13 protein-coding genes are annotated in these 15,800 nt (G+C 43.1%); 11 read left to right on the top strand and 2 right to left on the bottom strand.

Going from position 1 to position 15,800, the window contains the following annotated elements; genetic code table 11:
- Positions 1–99: 99 nt before the first annotated feature.
- Together acrR and mscK are read left to right on the top strand one after the other, a co-directional pair.
- Positions 100–750: a multidrug efflux transporter transcriptional repressor AcrR gene (gene acrR, locus XBJ1_RS06945; RefSeq protein WP_038198623.1), complete on the top strand. Its 651-nt coding sequence runs from the start codon at positions 100–102 to the stop codon at positions 748–750.
- Between the two features lie 243 nt (positions 751–993).
- On the top strand, positions 994–4,359 hold the full coding sequence (mscK, locus tag XBJ1_RS06940; protein ID WP_230578731.1) for a mechanosensitive channel MscK: 3,366 nt from the start codon (positions 994–996) through the stop codon (positions 4,357–4,359).
- Between the two features lie 34 nt (positions 4,360–4,393).
- On the opposite strand, the gene rsmS is transcribed toward mscK, so the two are convergent.
- On the bottom strand, positions 4,394–4,558 hold the full coding sequence (gene rsmS / locus XBJ1_RS19630) for a pleiotropic regulatory protein RsmS (RefSeq protein WP_012988117.1): 165 nt from the start codon (positions 4,556–4,558) through the stop codon (positions 4,394–4,396).
- A gap of 22 nt (positions 4,559–4,580) precedes the next feature.
- The gene (gene priC / locus XBJ1_RS06935; protein WP_012988116.1) at positions 4,581–5,123 is read right to left on the bottom strand and encodes a primosomal replication protein PriC; all 543 of its coding nucleotides are present in this window, start codon (positions 5,121–5,123) and stop codon (positions 4,581–4,583) included.
- A gap of 206 nt (positions 5,124–5,329) precedes the next feature.
- On the opposite strand from priC, the gene apt reads away from it, so the two are divergent.
- The 9 genes from apt to XBJ1_RS06890 all read left to right on the top strand — a co-directional run bounded on the left by apt (position 5,330) and on the right by XBJ1_RS06890 (position 15,741).
- Positions 5,330–5,881 (top strand): adenine phosphoribosyltransferase, encoded by a 552-nt coding sequence (gene apt / locus XBJ1_RS06930; RefSeq protein ID WP_012988115.1) that lies wholly within the window; start codon positions 5,330–5,332, stop codon positions 5,879–5,881.
- A gap of 97 nt (positions 5,882–5,978) precedes the next feature.
- Complete coding sequence (gene dnaX / locus XBJ1_RS06925; protein ID WP_012988114.1) at positions 5,979–7,955, top strand: DNA polymerase III subunit gamma/tau; 1,977 nt, start codon at positions 5,979–5,981, stop codon at positions 7,953–7,955.
- A gap of 48 nt (positions 7,956–8,003) precedes the next feature.
- A complete protein-coding gene (locus tag XBJ1_RS06920) occupies positions 8,004–8,333 on the top strand; it encodes a YbaB/EbfC family nucleoid-associated protein (RefSeq protein ID WP_012988113.1) in 330 nt (109 codons plus the stop codon).
- On the top strand, positions 8,333–8,941 hold the full coding sequence (recR, locus tag XBJ1_RS06915; protein ID WP_012988112.1) for a recombination mediator RecR: 609 nt from the start codon (positions 8,333–8,335) through the stop codon (positions 8,939–8,941). The genes XBJ1_RS06920 and recR overlap by 1 nt, the downstream gene beginning before the upstream one ends.
- A gap of 205 nt (positions 8,942–9,146) precedes the next feature.
- Complete coding sequence (gene htpG, locus XBJ1_RS06910) at positions 9,147–11,024, top strand: molecular chaperone HtpG (RefSeq protein ID WP_012988109.1); 1,878 nt, start codon at positions 9,147–9,149, stop codon at positions 11,022–11,024.
- Between the two features lie 171 nt (positions 11,025–11,195).
- Positions 11,196–11,840 (top strand): adenylate kinase, encoded by a 645-nt coding sequence (gene adk, locus XBJ1_RS06905; RefSeq protein WP_012988108.1) that lies wholly within the window; start codon positions 11,196–11,198, stop codon positions 11,838–11,840.
- Positions 11,841–11,998: 158 nt separating this feature from the next.
- The gene (gene hemH / locus XBJ1_RS06900) at positions 11,999–12,964 is read left to right on the top strand and encodes a ferrochelatase (protein WP_012988107.1); all 966 of its coding nucleotides are present in this window, start codon (positions 11,999–12,001) and stop codon (positions 12,962–12,964) included.
- A gap of 209 nt (positions 12,965–13,173) precedes the next feature.
- The gene (wzz(fepE), locus tag XBJ1_RS06895; RefSeq protein WP_012988106.1) at positions 13,174–14,280 is read left to right on the top strand and encodes an LPS O-antigen length regulator Wzz(fepE); all 1,107 of its coding nucleotides are present in this window, start codon (positions 13,174–13,176) and stop codon (positions 14,278–14,280) included.
- Positions 14,281–14,430: 150 nt separating this feature from the next.
- Positions 14,431–15,741: an inosine/guanosine kinase gene (locus tag XBJ1_RS06890; RefSeq protein ID WP_012988105.1), complete on the top strand. Its 1,311-nt coding sequence runs from the start codon at positions 14,431–14,433 to the stop codon at positions 15,739–15,741.
- Positions 15,742–15,800: the final 59 nt, after the last annotated feature.

The following is a 15,800-nucleotide window of genomic DNA, read 5'->3' as shown; positions in this document are numbered from 1 at the left end:
GTGAAATTATTACTTTATTGATTGAGAGTGCTATAGTACAAACATACATGAATGTATGTAAATCATCCTCAAGTCAAAAATAAAGTTTATGGCACGAAAATGGCACGAAAAACTAAACAGAAAGCAAAAGAAACCCGCCAACAGATTATAGAAGCCGCGATAAAGGTATTTTCTGAACGTGGAGTTTCTGCTACTTCATTGTCAGATATCGCGATTGCAGCCAGTGTGACGCGTGGCGCAATTTATTGGCATTTCAAAAACAAAATCGATCTGATTTCTGCTGTTTGTAAAATGCACGAAAATAAAATCGACGAGTTAGAGAAAGAGTATCAAGCAAAATATCCGAATAATCCACTCCTTGCATTGAGATCTCTGTTGATTTTTCTGTTAAAAATGATGATTGATGATTCCAGAAATCGATTACTGATGGAAATTTTTTTCCACAAATGTGAGTTTGTTGGAGAAATGCTTTTATTGGCTGAGAAGCTTAGAGGATTATGTATTTCCGATTATAAAAAAATTGAAAATATTTTGGAGGCTTGTATTCAGTCGGGAGAATTACCTCATGATCTCGATCTCAGGCGTTCTGCCATCATGCTGAAAGCGTTGGTGACAGGAGTATTGGAAAACTGGTCATTCGCACCAGACAGTTTTAATCTTAAGGAACAATCGACGCATCTGGTGGATAGTCTCATTGATACACTCAAATATAGCCACCACTTGCGATGTAACGAGGAAAATAAGTTTTAAATCACAGGAGCGAATGTCGATGGAATCTATTCTTAGTGTTATCATTTTAAATTGACGTTATTAGGAAAGTTTGAACCATAAACTCGGTCAGAACCTCCTGATATTCAGCGCTATCATTCCATTATCTGCAAATGATGAGTAGATGAATTTATGGTTCCATTTAACCGATACTTGGGTATTTTGCTCAATAAGTGGGTCTTATGCGATAAAAGGCCTGATGCATTACATTTTCGTTTTGTTTTCATGGTGAGCCTGTTTTTCCTTCTGTTATTTTTCTTTTCTCCTGCAATGGCAACATTTAGCAGTGAAATACCAACCCGCAATGATATTCAAAATCAGCTTAAGATCCTGACAGAACGTAAGGAACACACGGTTGAGGAGAAAACATCGATAGCTGATTTGGAAAAGGCACTCTATTTCTTTGACAAAATAGATCAAGTTAATCTGGATTCCGATTTACTTAAAAAAAACTTACAGGATTCTCCGCAGAAATCACGTCAAATCACGGTCGGATTGGAAAATCTGAAGAATAACGCCCAGCAGGATGAGAATGATTATAAACAAACGCTGGAAACGTTGTCGCTGAAGCAACTTGAATCCAAACTGAACAGTACACTGAATAGCTTGCAACGAGCTCAGGAAAACCTTGCTAGCTATAATAGCCAGTTAATTGGGCTGCAAACCCAGCCGGAACGGGCGCAAAATTTACTGTTCCACAATGTGCAAAGACTGCAACAAATCCGTAATCAACTCAATAATGAGCTGACAGAACAGCCGGAATCACGTTACCCCCAGCTTGATTTGCTGCGGGTAGAACAATCTTTTCTGATGCAGCAAAATGAGTTGCAAAGGACATCCCTACAGGCAAACACACAACTACAGACGCTTTTGCAACAGCAACGTGATTACACTTCTTTCCAAATTGATCAGTTAGAACGTTATGTTCAATTTATTCAAAATGTGGTGAGCGGAAAGCGTTTGATTGTTTCTGAAGAAACAGCAAAAGAAGCACAGAATTCAGACGATACTAATTCTCATATTCAGTCTAACCCGTTGGTTAAGGAAGAAATCCAGATCAATCGCGAACTCAGTGAGCGGCTGATTGCCGAAACGCGGGAAAGTAACCAACTGGTACAAAAAAATATTCTCGTTAAGAATTTCTTGGATAGAGCCATCCAATCTGAACGTAATCTTAAAGAGCAGGTTAAAGTATTACGTGGCAGTTTATTGCTGTCGCGTATCCTGTTTCAGGAACAGCTCAAGGTACCGCAAAATGTACTGACAAAGGATTTGCCGATAAAAATTGCTGATCTGCGTTTGGAGCAATTTGAAATTAACCAGCAACGCGATAAGCTTTACCAGTTTAATGATTATGTCAATCAGTTATTGAACCTACATTCAGATGAGATAAAACATGAATCTAAGGAAGCAGTAGGTGAAATTCGTAATGCTATCGAACAAATTCTGGAAATTCGCCGTGAGCTTTTGAATCAACTCAATAACCAGTTGGGAAATCAAATTACACACGCCATCAATTTACAGATGGATCAGCAACAATTGCTGGATGTCAGCCAGTCGTTGGAACAGACGCTTGTCCAACAGATCTTCTGGGTCAACAGCAATAAACCAATGAACCTGGCTTGGTTGAAATCTTTGCCTGATTTAATTCAGGAAGAGCTGAGCCATCTGAATATTCATTTGACTCTCAGTGGACTTGCCACGGGATTAAAGAATTCCATTCACTTTGTCATTCCCCTTTTGCTGGTCGGCCTGTTTTTACGCTGGCAGACAAAAGGCATTAATGAGCAGTTGAAGAAAATTTCTGATGAGGTAGGGCAACTGCATCGGGACAGCCAGTTGCATACCCCATTAGCATTAATTCTGACATTGGTAAAAACATTACCACTTGCTCTTATAATTTTGGCTATAGGCTACTGGTATTCGAAATCAGGGGATGATTTAGGTGATTTAATATGGAGCTTTTCTCGACAATTGGCGCTTTTCTGGACTATGTATCGATGTAGTTACCAAATCCTCGCCAAAGGTGGAATAGGAGAGCACCATTTTTCATTGAACAGCGCGGATTACACTCTGTTCCGCAAAAATCTTGTGCGGTTATCGATTGTATTGCTGCCGATACTGTTTTGGATAACTTTAGGGGTCAAACACCCGTTACGTTTATCTGATGATGTGATTGGTCAGTGCACGGTGTTAATTTGCCTGCTCTTCGTTTTCATTTTTATTTTTCCATTCTGCCGTCGGTTATGGCATGTGAAAAGTTCACACATGATCCGAACCATGGTGGTGACGACATTGACTTTTGCACCTCTGGTTCTGATGGTGCTTATGGTATCCGGTTATTTCTATACAACCCTGCGTTTGGCTGAACGTTGGCTTTACAGCCTTTACCTGCTGTTCCTCTGGCATATCTGTTATCAGGCTTGTTTACGGGGATTGGGAATTGCCGCCCGCCGCATTGCCTATCGCCGGGCAATTTCCCGGCGTCAGGCTCAGGCGAAAGAAGGGGCAGAAGGAGACGTAATGGAAGAGCCGCCAATGGAGCTGAAGCGCATTAACCAGCAATCATTGCGTTTAACCACGATGGTGCTGTTTTTGATTTTTTTGGGCGCCTTTTACTGGGTTTGGTCTGATTTAGTGACAGTATTTTCCTACCTTGATGGGATTAATCTGTGGCAGTACAGCACGACAACAGAGCTGGGGAGTGTCCTGCAACAGGTTACCTTGAAAGATCTGGGGATTTCTATGGCAACGCTGGTGATTTCATGGGTAATGATGAGAAACTTGCCGGGCTTATTAGAAGTGTTGGTATTGTCTCGTTTACAGCTACAACAGGGTTCTTCTTATGCGATTAAGACGACTCTGACTTACCTGATCATTGGCGTCGGTGGAATCAGTGCATTGGGAACATTGGGGCTTTCGTGGAATAAATTACAGTGGTTGGCGGCGGCTCTTTCAGTCGGTTTAGGTTTTGGTTTACAGGAAATTTTTGCCAATTTCGTATCAGGTCTGATCATTTTGTTCGAACGTCCTGTTCGTATTGGAGATACTGTGACGATAGGCACTTACTCTGGCTCAGTCAGTAAAATCCGCATCAGGGCGACAACAATTACAGATTTTGACCGTAAAGAAGTGATTATTCCCAATCGTGCTTTTGTTACGGAGCGTCTGATCAATTGGACACTTTCTGACACTATCACACGTATTATCATTAAAGTTGGCGTTGCGTATGGCTCAGATCTGGATAAGGTGAAAGAAGTTCTGCTTAAAGCGGCCAAAGATAACCCTCGTGTTATGAATGAACCAATACCACAGGTTTATTTTATGAGTTTTGGTGCCAGTACATTGGATCATGAATTGAGGCTATATGTGAAAGAGTTGGGCGATCGTAGCCATACTGTGGATGAAGTTAACCGCAATATTGATAAACTATGTCGGGAAAATGATATCAATATCGCATTCAACCAGTTGGAAGTGTATTTGCACAATGGGCAAGGCAATAGTCTGCAAGAGGTACAGAAGTCATTGAACGGTGGTAGCCACCATCCAGATGGGAAGGTATCTCCTGGCGATCAGCCACTTTTACCTTAAAAGACATGTTTGATGGGATAGGCATTAACTCTGTTCATTCCTCAGGCTGCTGAGCTTGTTTTTTCAGTTTTTCTTGAAAATCGTCTTTGACGATCTTTAACGCAGCTAGTGCGATATCGGGAGAAATTTCATTGCATTCGAGTAAATAAATCAGATCTACCGCGAGTTGCACTTCAGGTGGTGCTTGTTCGAGATCCATAATCGGTTATGCTCCTTAGTGACTAATCTGAATTTTCTTGCTTTTCTATCGCTTTTTCGATACGCATCAATGCTTGGCGACAGCGAGCGAGCCTTCCTGCCAGCGCTGCGATTTCTTTTTGTAGTTTATATTGGTTTGTCGGTATAACTTGTTTATTTAACTGTAATTCCCGATCATTAATCATTGCCATTAAACGGCGCTCATAATCCTGATGTTCAGCCAGACGATGGTAAAAATCCCGTTCTTGCGACTGACGTTCAAATTTATCCTCTTGCTTTCTCAGTGACTGTGTTGATATTTCGCGTTTCAGTGCTTCAATTTGCGTCACTAAACGTTCAGAAAGAAATCTGACCTGCTCGGTACGATTATCTTTCACACAGGTCTTTAATTGTGACATATTTTTTTTAATTTCATTAAGATATCCACCTAGTTTATTGCTGTGTTGGTGGAATAATGCTTGATCAAAACGGGCGATTGAAAAAGGTGTTTTGGGGAGTGATTCAAGCTCTGTTTCCAGCATACTGATCTGTTTTTCAAGTGCGACTAATAAATTTTGTATACTCATCAGCATTCCGTTATCGTTAATAATATCTTCGTTAAAACCTACTTCATCATGCTTAACTATTTTGTAACAATAATGCTTGATGTGATAGGTGCCAAGCTTGACCAAAATCAACAAAAACAGGCTGCAATTTGCTTTGCGGTTGCTTTTTTCCCATAGTTTGAATAGATTTTAGCGTTTTCGTTTTTTATAACTGGCTGGCATCGATTATGACCGCTAATGCGCAAAAACTACAATTTATTAAAGATAGTATCGAAACGATCCCTGATTACCCAAAAGTCGGGGTACTTTTTCGTGACATCACCACGCTGCTGGATAATCCCGTTGCCTACCAAGCTACGATTGATCTACTGGTAATACATTATCAAGAGAAAGGCATTACCAAAATCGTTGGTACAGAAGCTCGTGGTTTCTTGTTTGGCGCCCCTGTTGCACTACGTCTGGGAGTTGGTTTTATTCCCGTTCGCAAGAAAGGCAAATTACCTCGTGCGACGTTAAGTGAAACTTACGATCTGGAATATGGTACTGATACCTTGGAAATCCATAAAAACAGTATCAAAGAAGGGGATAAAGTTCTGGTGGTTGATGATCTTCTTGCAACAGGCGGTACCATTGAGGCGACCGTAAGTTTGATTCGACGTCTGGGTGGAGAAGTTTCTGAAGCGGCATTCATCATTGGCCTGCCTGATTTAGGCGGTACCGAGCGTTTGAAAAAACAGGGTATCGAGAGCTACACGCTCATAGAGTTCCCTGGTCACTGATTACTCCCATTTTTGCATAATTGATACATCAGCCTCGCCGTTCATGGTGAGGCTGTGCTAGCATGATACTCAGTCATGTTCAATTTCCTCGGTATTCATGAGCTATCAGGTACTCGCCCGTAAGTGGCGCCCACAAATATTTTCTGATGTGATTGGTCAGCAACATGTGCTGACTGCACTGGCGAATGGTCTTGAGCACCAGCGCCTCCATCATGCCTATCTTTTTTCTGGCACCCGTGGTGTGGGAAAAACCACCATCGCACGTCTGTTGGCAAAGGGGCTGAACTGTGAAACGGGAATCACGAAGACCCCATGTGGTCAATGTGCGAACTGTCTTGAAATTGAGCAGGGGCGTTTTGTCGATCTGATCGAAATCGATGCCGCCTCTCGAACAAAAGTAGAAGATACCCGTGAATTACTGGACAACGTGCAGTATGCACCTGCCCGTGGCCGTTTCAAAGTTTATCTCATTGACGAAGTTCACATGCTTTCGCGCCATAGTTTCAATGCGTTACTCAAGACATTGGAAGAACCGCCTGAACATGTGAAATTCTTGCTGGCGACAACAGATCCACAAAAACTGCCCGTGACGATCCTTTCACGTTGTCTACAATTCCATCTGAAAGCATTGAATGTTGATCAAATCAGTGGTCAGTTGGAACATGTCCTTAATGCAGAGCAAATAGAGAGCGACTCCCGTGCGCGCCATCTTCTGGCCCGTGCTGCGGATGGTAGTATGCGTGATGCTCTGAGCCTGACCGATCAGGCGATTGCCCTCGGTGGAGGTAAACTGACCGCCGATATCGTTAGCCAGATGTTAGGCACGCTGGATAATGATCAGCCTTTGGAAATGATTGAATGGCTGGTTCGGGCTGATGGGCAACAGCTTATGGCGCTGGTTGAGCAAATCGCATCCCGTGGCGTGGATTGGGAACATCTGTTGGTTGACATTTTGTCATTACTGCATCGCATTGCCATGCTCCAGTTGTTGCCTCAGCAACCTGATAATGATCCCTCTTCAATGGAAGGGCGTTTGCGGTTGCTGGCAAGATCAATTTCTCCTGCCGATCTACAACTTTTTTATCAGGCATTGCTGGTCGGACGCAAAGATCTCCCTTATGCCCCAGAGCGCCGAATGGGTGTTGAAATGGCATTATTACGCGCTTTGGCGTTCCACCCCAAAACTATCATTGAAGAAACGCCAGCGTCAGGTGGAGAAATCCCGGTAGTACCGCAGGTATCTGCATCTGCACAACGCCATCCGGTTTCACCTGTACAAAACCATGTGGCTGGTGAACGCTCTGAGAATGGTTCTGAACACAGTTCTCCGCAATCGATGAGTACAGAACCTGTAATCAGCAGTCCAACGGCAAAATTGCTGCAAGCGAGGCATTCGCTTACTCGACAAGGGAATACGCCCCCAAAAAAGTCTGAGCCGGCAGAGCCTGTGAAGGCGAAGTCGGCAAGCTCGGCGCTGGAACGATTAGCAGCCGTGGCCGAACAGCGGTCACAATCTTATATTCCCAAAGCCCAGGAGCCAAAGCCCATAAAGCAAGAAGCTTACCGCTGGCGGACAACGAATACGAGTATTGAGGAAAAGCCGGTTTGTGTCACGACACCAAAAGCGATAAAAGCAGCACTTGAGCACGAAAAGACACCAGAACTGGCGGAAAAGTTGGCGGTTGAATCGAAACAGAGAGATTCATGGTCAGCGGAAATTGATAAACTGAATATTCCAAAACTGGTTCAGCAAGTTGCATTGAATGCGTTTAAAGAACAGATTGATGAAAGTCGGTTTTGTCTTCATCTGCGTTCCAAACAACGTCACCTTAATTCAGCATCGGCACAGCAAATGTTGTCCGAAGCCTTAAGTGAATTGCATGGAAAACCTATTGAACTCCGTATTATTGAAGATGATAATCCTGCGGTAAAAACTCCGTTGGAGTGGCGGCAAGCCATTTATGAAGAAAAATTGGCACAAGCACGCCAATCCATTATTTCGGATAGAACGATTCAAACACTTCAGCAGCTGTTTGATGCAGAATTGGATGAAGAAAGTATCCGGCCTGTTTAACTGCTACGGTGTGTATTTAAACTGTGGCTATAGCGAAGAGAGATAATTATGTTTGGTAAAGGTGGTTTGGGCAATCTGATGAAACAGGCCCAGCAGATGCAAGAAAAAATGCAGAAAGTGCAGGAAGAAATTGCAAATTTGGAAGTGACAGGTGAATCTGGTGCGGGTCTGGTGAAAGTGACTATTAATGGTGCACACAACTGTCGTCGTGTTGAAATCGATCCAAGCTTGATGGACGATGACAAAGATATGCTGGAAGACCTGATTGCCGCTGCATTCAATGATGCAGCCCGTCGAATTGAAGAAACCCAGAAAGAAAAAATGTCCGGCGTTTCTAACGGCATGCAATTACCGCCTGGCTTTAAGATGCCATTCTGATGCAAACCAGTCCTCTTCTTGAATCCCTGATGGAGTCATTACGCTGTTTACCCGGTGTAGGTCCCAAATCAGCCCAGCGAATGGCATTTCATTTGTTGCAACGGGATCGCAGTGGTGGCATGAGGCTTGCTCAGGCATTGACTCGTGCAATGTCTGAAATTGGTCACTGTCAGGACTGCCGGACATTTACTGAACAGGAACAATGCACGATTTGTGGTAATCCCCGTCGTCAGCAGAATGGTCAGATCTGTGTGGTGGAAACGCCTGCGGATATTCACGCCATTGAACAGACCGGCCAGTTTGCCGGTCGTTATTTTGTCCTGATGGGGCGCTTATCGCCGCTGGATGGTATCGGGCCAATGGATATTGGTTTGGATCGTTTGGAAGAACGTCTGTCTTCCGAAACCCTGTCAGAAATTATTCTGGCCACCAACCCGACTGTTGAAGGAGAGGCAACGGCAAACTATATCGCGGAAATGTGTTCGCAATATGGTGTGATAGCCAGTCGTATTGCTCATGGTGTTCCCGTGGGGGGGGAACTTGAAATGGTGGATGGTACAACGTTGTCCCATTCACTTGCGGGTCGTCAAAGAATCACTGATTTGTGATCGATTACCCAATTTCAAATGGGAAATTCCAATGGATGGTGTTGCGGATAACGCCACCATCCATAGCTGATTTGTACATTCATCAAACCAATTTTATATTCTTCTGATTGCCCTAACTTGAAATTGTTGGGAGTTATCCCCATCTGATTACCATCGTCCGATTTTACATATCTGAACTGGATTTAGATTGAGGTAATAAATGAGCATGAAAGGTCAGGAAACCCGTGGATTTCAGTCTGAAGTCAAACAACTATTGCAGTTGATGATCCATTCTCTCTATTCCAATAAAGAAATTTTTCTCCGTGAGTTGATTTCAAATGCATCAGATGCTGCGGATAAATTACGCTTCCGTGCATTGTCAAAACCTGAATTGTATGAAAATGATGGTGAGTTACGTGTTCGTCTTGCTTTTGATAACGAGCATAAAACCATCACTATCAGTGATAATGGTATCGGCATGTCCCGTGATGAAGTTATTGATAATCTGGGAACGATTGCAAAATCCGGTACTAAATCATTCCTTGAATCTGTTGGTTCTGATCAGGTAAAAGACAGCCAGTTGATTGGGCAATTCGGCGTTGGTTTTTACTCTGCCTTTATCGTGGCGGATAAAGTGACTGTGCGTACCCGTGCGGCAGGCACTGCGGCCGATCAAGGTGTTTTCTGGGAATCAACAGGTGAAGGTGATTACACCATTGCTGATCTTGAAAAAACTGAGCGTGGTACAGAAATCACTTTGCATCTGCGTGAAGGGGAAGATGAATTTCTTAACGACTGGCGTCTGCGTTCTATCATCGGTAAATATTCTGATCACATTGCGTTGCCAGTTGAAATTGAAACCAAAAACGAAGAAGACGATACCGTCACATGGGAAAAAATCAATAAAGCTCAAGCGCTGTGGACACGTGGTAAAGCCGAAATCAGTGATGAAGAATACCAAGAGTTTTATAAACACATTTCCCATGATTTCACTGATCCTCTGAGCTGGAGCCACAATCGCGTTGAAGGTAAACAGGAATACACCAGCTTGTTGTATATCCCTGCTCAGGCACCGTGGGATATGTGGAACCGTGAACATAAACATGGGCTGAAATTGTATGTACAACGCGTATTCATCATGGATGATGCCGAACAGTTCATGCCAAATTATCTGCGTTTTATGCGTGGTCTGATCGATTCCAATGACTTGCCGCTGAACGTTTCCCGTGAAATTCTGCAAGACAGTACTATCACCCGCAATTTGCGTAATGCGTTGACCAAACGTGTATTGCAGATGCTGGATAAATTAGCAAAAGACGATGCGGAAAAATACCAGACCTTCTGGCAGCAGTTTGGCTTGGTACTGAAAGAAGGGCCTGCTGAAGACGGTTCAAACAAAGAAGCTATTGCTAAATTACTGCGATTCGCAACCACTCATCATGATGGCTCGGCACAAACTGTTTCTCTGGAAGATTACCTCAGCCGCATGACTGAAGGTCAGGAGAAGATTTACTACATTACTGCCGACAGCTACGCCGCAGCAAAAAATAGCCCACATCTGGAGCTGTTCCGCAAGAAAGGCATTGAAGTTCTGTTGCTGTCTGACCGTATCGATGAATGGATGATGAGCTACCTGACCGAGTTTGATGGCAAGTCATTCCAGTCTGTCAGCAAGACGGATGAATCTCTTGACAAACTGGCTGATGAAAACAAAGCCGAGCAGGAAGAAGAAGATAAAAAACTGGAGCCGTTTATTGAGCGTGTGAAAACGCTGCTTGGTGACCGTGTGAAAGAAGTTAAGCTGACCCACAGACTGACTGATACACCCGCGATAGTGACAACGAATGCCAATGAAATGAGCACCCAAATGGCGAAACTATTTGCGGCAGCAGGACAGTCTGCACCAGAAGTGAGCTATAACTTTGAACTGAATCCAGAACACAATCTAGTGAAAAAAGCGGCTGATATTCCTGATGAAGCTCAGTTTGCGGATTGGATAGAACTGTTACTGGATCAGGCATTGTTTGCTGAACGCGGCACATTAGATGATCCAAACCAATTCATTCGCCGGATGAATCAATTATTATTGGCTGAAAAAGCTTAAACTCATTGAAATCATGATAATAGACCACGCTTCAACGTAAAATTGGGCGTGGTTTATTTTTAGGTCAATACGAAAACGTTTACCTGTTTTCTTGAGCCATACCCTATTCAAATGGTATGGTGGCTCGTTTTATTTAAAATACGAAAAGCAAATAGCAAGGGGATTTACGCGATGCGTATTATTTTGCTGGGCGCGCCAGGCGCCGGTAAGGGGACTCAGGCGCAATTTATCATGGAGAAATATGGGATCCCTCAGATTTCGACAGGTGATATGTTGCGTGCCGCAGTAAAAGCAGGCAGCGAGTTGGGTTTGAAAGCAAAAGAACTGATGGACAACGGTAAGCTGGTGACTGATGAACTGGTCATTGCTTTGGTCAAAGAGCGTATCAAACAAGATGACTGCCGTAGTGGATTCTTGTTGGATGGGTTCCCACGTACCATTCCTCAGGCTGATGCGATGAAAGAAGCGGGTATCAAGGTTGATTATGTTCTGGAATTCGCTGTTCCTGATGCAATCATTGTTGAACGCATTATTGGCCGTCGTGTACACGCGCCATCGGGTCGTGTTTATCACATCAAATTTAATCAGCCCAAAGTAGAAAACCGGGATGATGTGACTGGTGAAGAACTGAGTATTCGTAAAGATGATCAGGAAGATACAGTACGTAAACGTCTGGTTGAATACCACGCACAGACTGCACCTTTGGTTTCTTACTATCAGAACGAAGCTCAGGCAGGGAACACAAAGTACTCCAAACTTGATGGTACACGTCAGGTAGCTGAAGTCAGCGAAGAATTGGTCGGCATTCTGGGCTAATGACTTGGTATGTTCTTGAATTATTAAATCTTGAACAGCTAGAGCAGGCGGTGTTAATAACCGCCTGATTTTTTTGAATGTCACTCCATGAAATGTTAGATGTGACTATAACTCATGTTTATACTAGGTTATTAGTTATTTTAGTGGAGTACTGAGGGATGAGTAGCAATAAGTATGGTGTCTTACTGGTGAATCTTGGGACGCCGGATGAGCCAACACCTGTAGCAATAAGGCGTTATCTGGCGAAATTTCTGAGTGACCGAAGAGTTGTGGATATCCCTTCGTTTATCTGGAAACCGCTGTTGTACGGCATTATTCTTCCTTTCCGTTCTTCTCGTGTTGCTAAGCTGTACCAAGAAATTTGGACAGACGAGGGATCACCTTTGCTGGTTTATAGTCAGCGCCAGCAGAAATTGCTAAATGAAAGATTGACGGATATCCCCGTCGTTTTGGGAATGAGTTACGGTTTTCCTTCCTTGCCCCAAGCTGTCGGTAATCTTCTGCAACAAGGTATTGACCACCTGATTGTGCTTCCTCTTTATCCTCAGTATTCCAGTACGACATCGGCTGCGGTATTTGATAGCATCAGCAAAATATTGAAGGGATATCGTACCATACCCCATTTGTATTTCATCCGTAGCTATGCTACACATCCTGCTTATATTGCTGCCTTAAAAGAAACAATCGAGAAGAGTTTTGAAAAACATGGTTTGCCTGATCGTTTGCTTCTTTCCTACCACGGTATTCCAGAACGGTTGGCAACGATAGGTGATATTTATCCGCAGGATTGCAGGGCAACTACGGAGCTTTTGATACAGGCATTGGATTATCCTGCAGATAAAATTATGATGACTTTTCAATCTCGTTTTGGTCGTTTGCCGTGGTTAACGCCCTATACGGATAAGACAATGGCATTATTGCCAGAACAAGGTGTGGAACATGTTCAGGTACTGTGTCCGGGATTTTCATCAGACTGTTTGGAAACACTGGAAGAAATCCAACAGCAAAATCAAGCGATTTTCCGGCATGCCGGGGGTAAAAAGTTTGAATATATTTCTGCACTTAATGATAATGAGGCACACATTTCATTGCTTGAACAATTGGTAAATAACGCCATGAAATAAGGATTATTGTCTGTTATGAGATGTTATTTTACATTTTGACTGGCGAGTATTGGTAGCTATGGGTATTTTGGTGGTATATTTATCAGCACGTGTTTTGGTGATCGTGTGATTTTTAAGGGTATTGCTTTAAAATCAATGAATACTATGAGTAAGAAAAACAACTTGAGTCTTAATGAAAAGCAAAATTATTTGGATTGGGCATAGAGATAATGAGTAATAAACCGATTAAACACCCTGATTTTTATGAAGAAAATTCAAACTATTATCACCCTAAACAGGAAGATGAGATTGATTTATTTGAATTATTTTCCGTAATTTTCCAATCAAAATATTTAATTATCGCAATATCCGTGGTTTTTGCGGTGATTGGCTTCAGTATTGCGTCATTTTTACCACAGAAATGGACAAGTACAGCAGCCGTAGTGAAGCCGACATTGGAACAATTTCAGCCATTGAAAAATGCACTCACGGATTTGCAAGTTTTGAGTCTTGATCCGAAAGTGACAGAAGCATCGTTATATCAGCGTTTTGTCGAAAACTATAACTCGCGTGTATTGCGTGAAGATTATTTGGTCAGCACTGATTACTTCAAGGCGTTGCTTGCTAAGATGGACGATGGTGCGATACAGGGCAAACGAAAGCTTATTGAGCAGGTTGTAAATAAAAACATCTCCATTTCTTTACCTAAAAAAGATAATGAAGAAGATGACGAAAGCATACTCTCTTTCAGTGCGGGTACTGCGGAAGATTCTTACAACTTGTTGACTGGGTATATCAATTTTGTCTCTTCCGTTGTTCGTGATCAGGTGAAAGATGAATTGAATGATATGGTGCATCAGAAACTGGTCTTTTCACAAAAGTCGTATGAAATTGATCTGGCTCGCATCAGAAATATGCGTGGTGTTGATATCGAACGCTTGAAGTATGCGATCTCCATTGCTAACTCTGCCGGTGTTAAAAAACCTGTTTCCAATGGCGGCGCTATGATCAAGGATGACCCGGATTATTCGATTGCGCTGGGTGCGGATGCACTGCAACGTAAATTGCAGATTACTGAAGAGATTACCGATCCGACCCAGATAGATGCAGATCTTCGTAACAGACTTTTATATATAGAAAATTTAAAAGCAGTGAATATTAATAAGATTGATTTCGAGCCATTCAGGTATATGCAGCAACCTTATGAACCTACAGCGAAAGATTCACCTAAGCGTCTGCTGATTCTGATTGGTGCTGGTTTTATTGGCTTTATTTTATCTGTTATGTTTGTTCTGGTTCGCCATATGGCGCGCGGCCGCCAGAAACAAGAAGCTTAAACTTTTTATCGTCAGCGCTTTGCTCGTTAACGTTTGACAGCCAATGCTGCAATAGCATTGGCTGTTGTTCGTTATGGCGCTACGTTTTTTGTTTTGCTACGGTATTGTGTTAACATGCCGCATATTTTGGTTCTATAGCATCAATCAATTATGAAATTCCCTGGTAAGCGTAAATCTAAACACTATTTTCCTGTCAGCCTGAGAGATCCTCTACTCCAGCCCATCAAAGAAATGATAGATACTGAAAATAACCGAGCCTATATCGTTGGTATCGATCAAACACTGGTAGACATTGAAGCTAAGGTTGATGAGAGTTTTATCCAGCGTTATAACCTGAGCCAGGGGCATTCACTCGTCATTGAAGATGATGTCGCCGAGGCACTATATAAAGAACTGACAGACAATAATTTGATTAGTCACGAATTTGCGGGTGGAACCATCGGTAATACTCTGCATAATTATTCTGTTTTGGCTGACGATAAGTCCGTATTGCTTGGCACTATGTGTAATAGCATCCAGGTAGGGAGTTATGCATATTGTTATCTCTGCAATACATCCAGCCGCATGGATTTGAATCATCTTCAGGGAGTTGATGGCCCAATTGGCCGCTGTTTTACCTTGGTGACTGAAAACGGTGAAAGGACATTCGCTATCAGCCCGGGATTAATGAACCAACTCCGTCCGGAAAATATCCCTGAACATATTATTGCGGAAGCATCAGCACTGGTGATTACCGCCTATCTGGTGCGTTGCAAATCGGGTGAACCGATGCCGGAAGCAACGATGAAAGCCATCGGGTATGCGAAAAAGCATAATGTGCCTGTTGTACTGACATTGGGAACAAAATACGTCATCGCTGATGATCCGCAGTGGTGGCGCGATTTTTTGGCGGAAAATATTTCGGTAGTCGCCATGAATGAAGATGAAGCCCAAGAGCTGACGGGCTTTAGTGATCCTCTGCTGGCAGCAGATATGGCCTTGAATTGGGTGGATTTGGTGTTGTGTACCGCAGGGCCGGCGGGACTGTATATGGCAGGTTATACCGAAGAAGAACATAAACGCCAGACTTCACATCCATTATTACCGGGCGCGATCGCTGAATTTAATCTCTATGAATTCAGTCGGGTGCTATGCAAAGCCGATTGCCAGAACCCAATGCGGGTCTACTCCCATATTGAGCCTTATATGGGGGGGCCTGAAAAAATCATGAATACTAATGGGGCTGGCGATGGTGCATTGTCTGCATTGTTACATGATATTACAGCTAATAGTTACCACCGAATGAATGTTCCCAACTCCAGTAAACATAAGCGCTCTTATTTGACGTACTCGTCATTGGCTCAGGTATGTAAATACGCGAATAGAGTGAGTTATCAGGTATTGAGCCAGCACTCACCTCGCCTGATGCGTGGGTTGCCAGAGAAAGAAGATAGTTTGGAAGAATCTTACTGGGAACGCTAATACTACGTTAACGATGCAACAACGTTGCTATGGTTTATTCTGGAGTATCCCCCTGATTT

The organism is Xenorhabdus bovienii SS-2004, from assembly GCF_000027225.1.
In the GTDB taxonomy this organism is placed as follows: domain Bacteria; phylum Pseudomonadota; class Gammaproteobacteria; order Enterobacterales; family Enterobacteriaceae; genus Xenorhabdus; species Xenorhabdus bovienii_C.
The sequence above is the reverse complement of the archived record's forward strand: the minus strand, read 5'-3'. Positions and strand labels throughout refer to the sequence as shown.

Coding starts and splice junctions, on each gene's coding strand:
- dnaX (WP_012988114.1), top strand. CDS start 5,979: ATGAGCTATCAGGTACTCGCCCGTAAGTGGCGCCCACAAATATTTTCT.
- recR (WP_012988112.1), top strand. CDS start 8,333: ATGCAAACCAGTCCTCTTCTTGAATCCCTGATGGAGTCATTACGCTGT.
- priC (WP_012988116.1), bottom strand. CDS start 5,123: ATGAGTATACAAAATTTATTAGTCGCACTTGAAAAACAGATCAGTATG.
- XBJ1_RS06920 (WP_012988113.1), top strand. CDS start 8,004: ATGTTTGGTAAAGGTGGTTTGGGCAATCTGATGAAACAGGCCCAGCAG.
- mscK (WP_230578731.1), top strand. CDS start 994: ATGGTGAGCCTGTTTTTCCTTCTGTTATTTTTCTTTTCTCCTGCAATG.
- hemH (WP_012988107.1), top strand. CDS start 11,999: ATGAGTAGCAATAAGTATGGTGTCTTACTGGTGAATCTTGGGACGCCG.
- apt (WP_012988115.1), top strand. CDS start 5,330: ATGACCGCTAATGCGCAAAAACTACAATTTATTAAAGATAGTATCGAA.
- adk (WP_012988108.1), top strand. CDS start 11,196: ATGCGTATTATTTTGCTGGGCGCGCCAGGCGCCGGTAAGGGGACTCAG.
- acrR (WP_038198623.1), top strand. CDS start 100: ATGGCACGAAAAACTAAACAGAAAGCAAAAGAAACCCGCCAACAGATT.
- rsmS (WP_012988117.1), bottom strand. CDS start 4,558: ATGGATCTCGAACAAGCACCACCTGAAGTGCAACTCGCGGTAGATCTG.
- htpG (WP_012988109.1), top strand. CDS start 9,147: ATGAAAGGTCAGGAAACCCGTGGATTTCAGTCTGAAGTCAAACAACTA.
- XBJ1_RS06890 (WP_012988105.1), top strand. CDS start 14,431: ATGAAATTCCCTGGTAAGCGTAAATCTAAACACTATTTTCCTGTCAGC.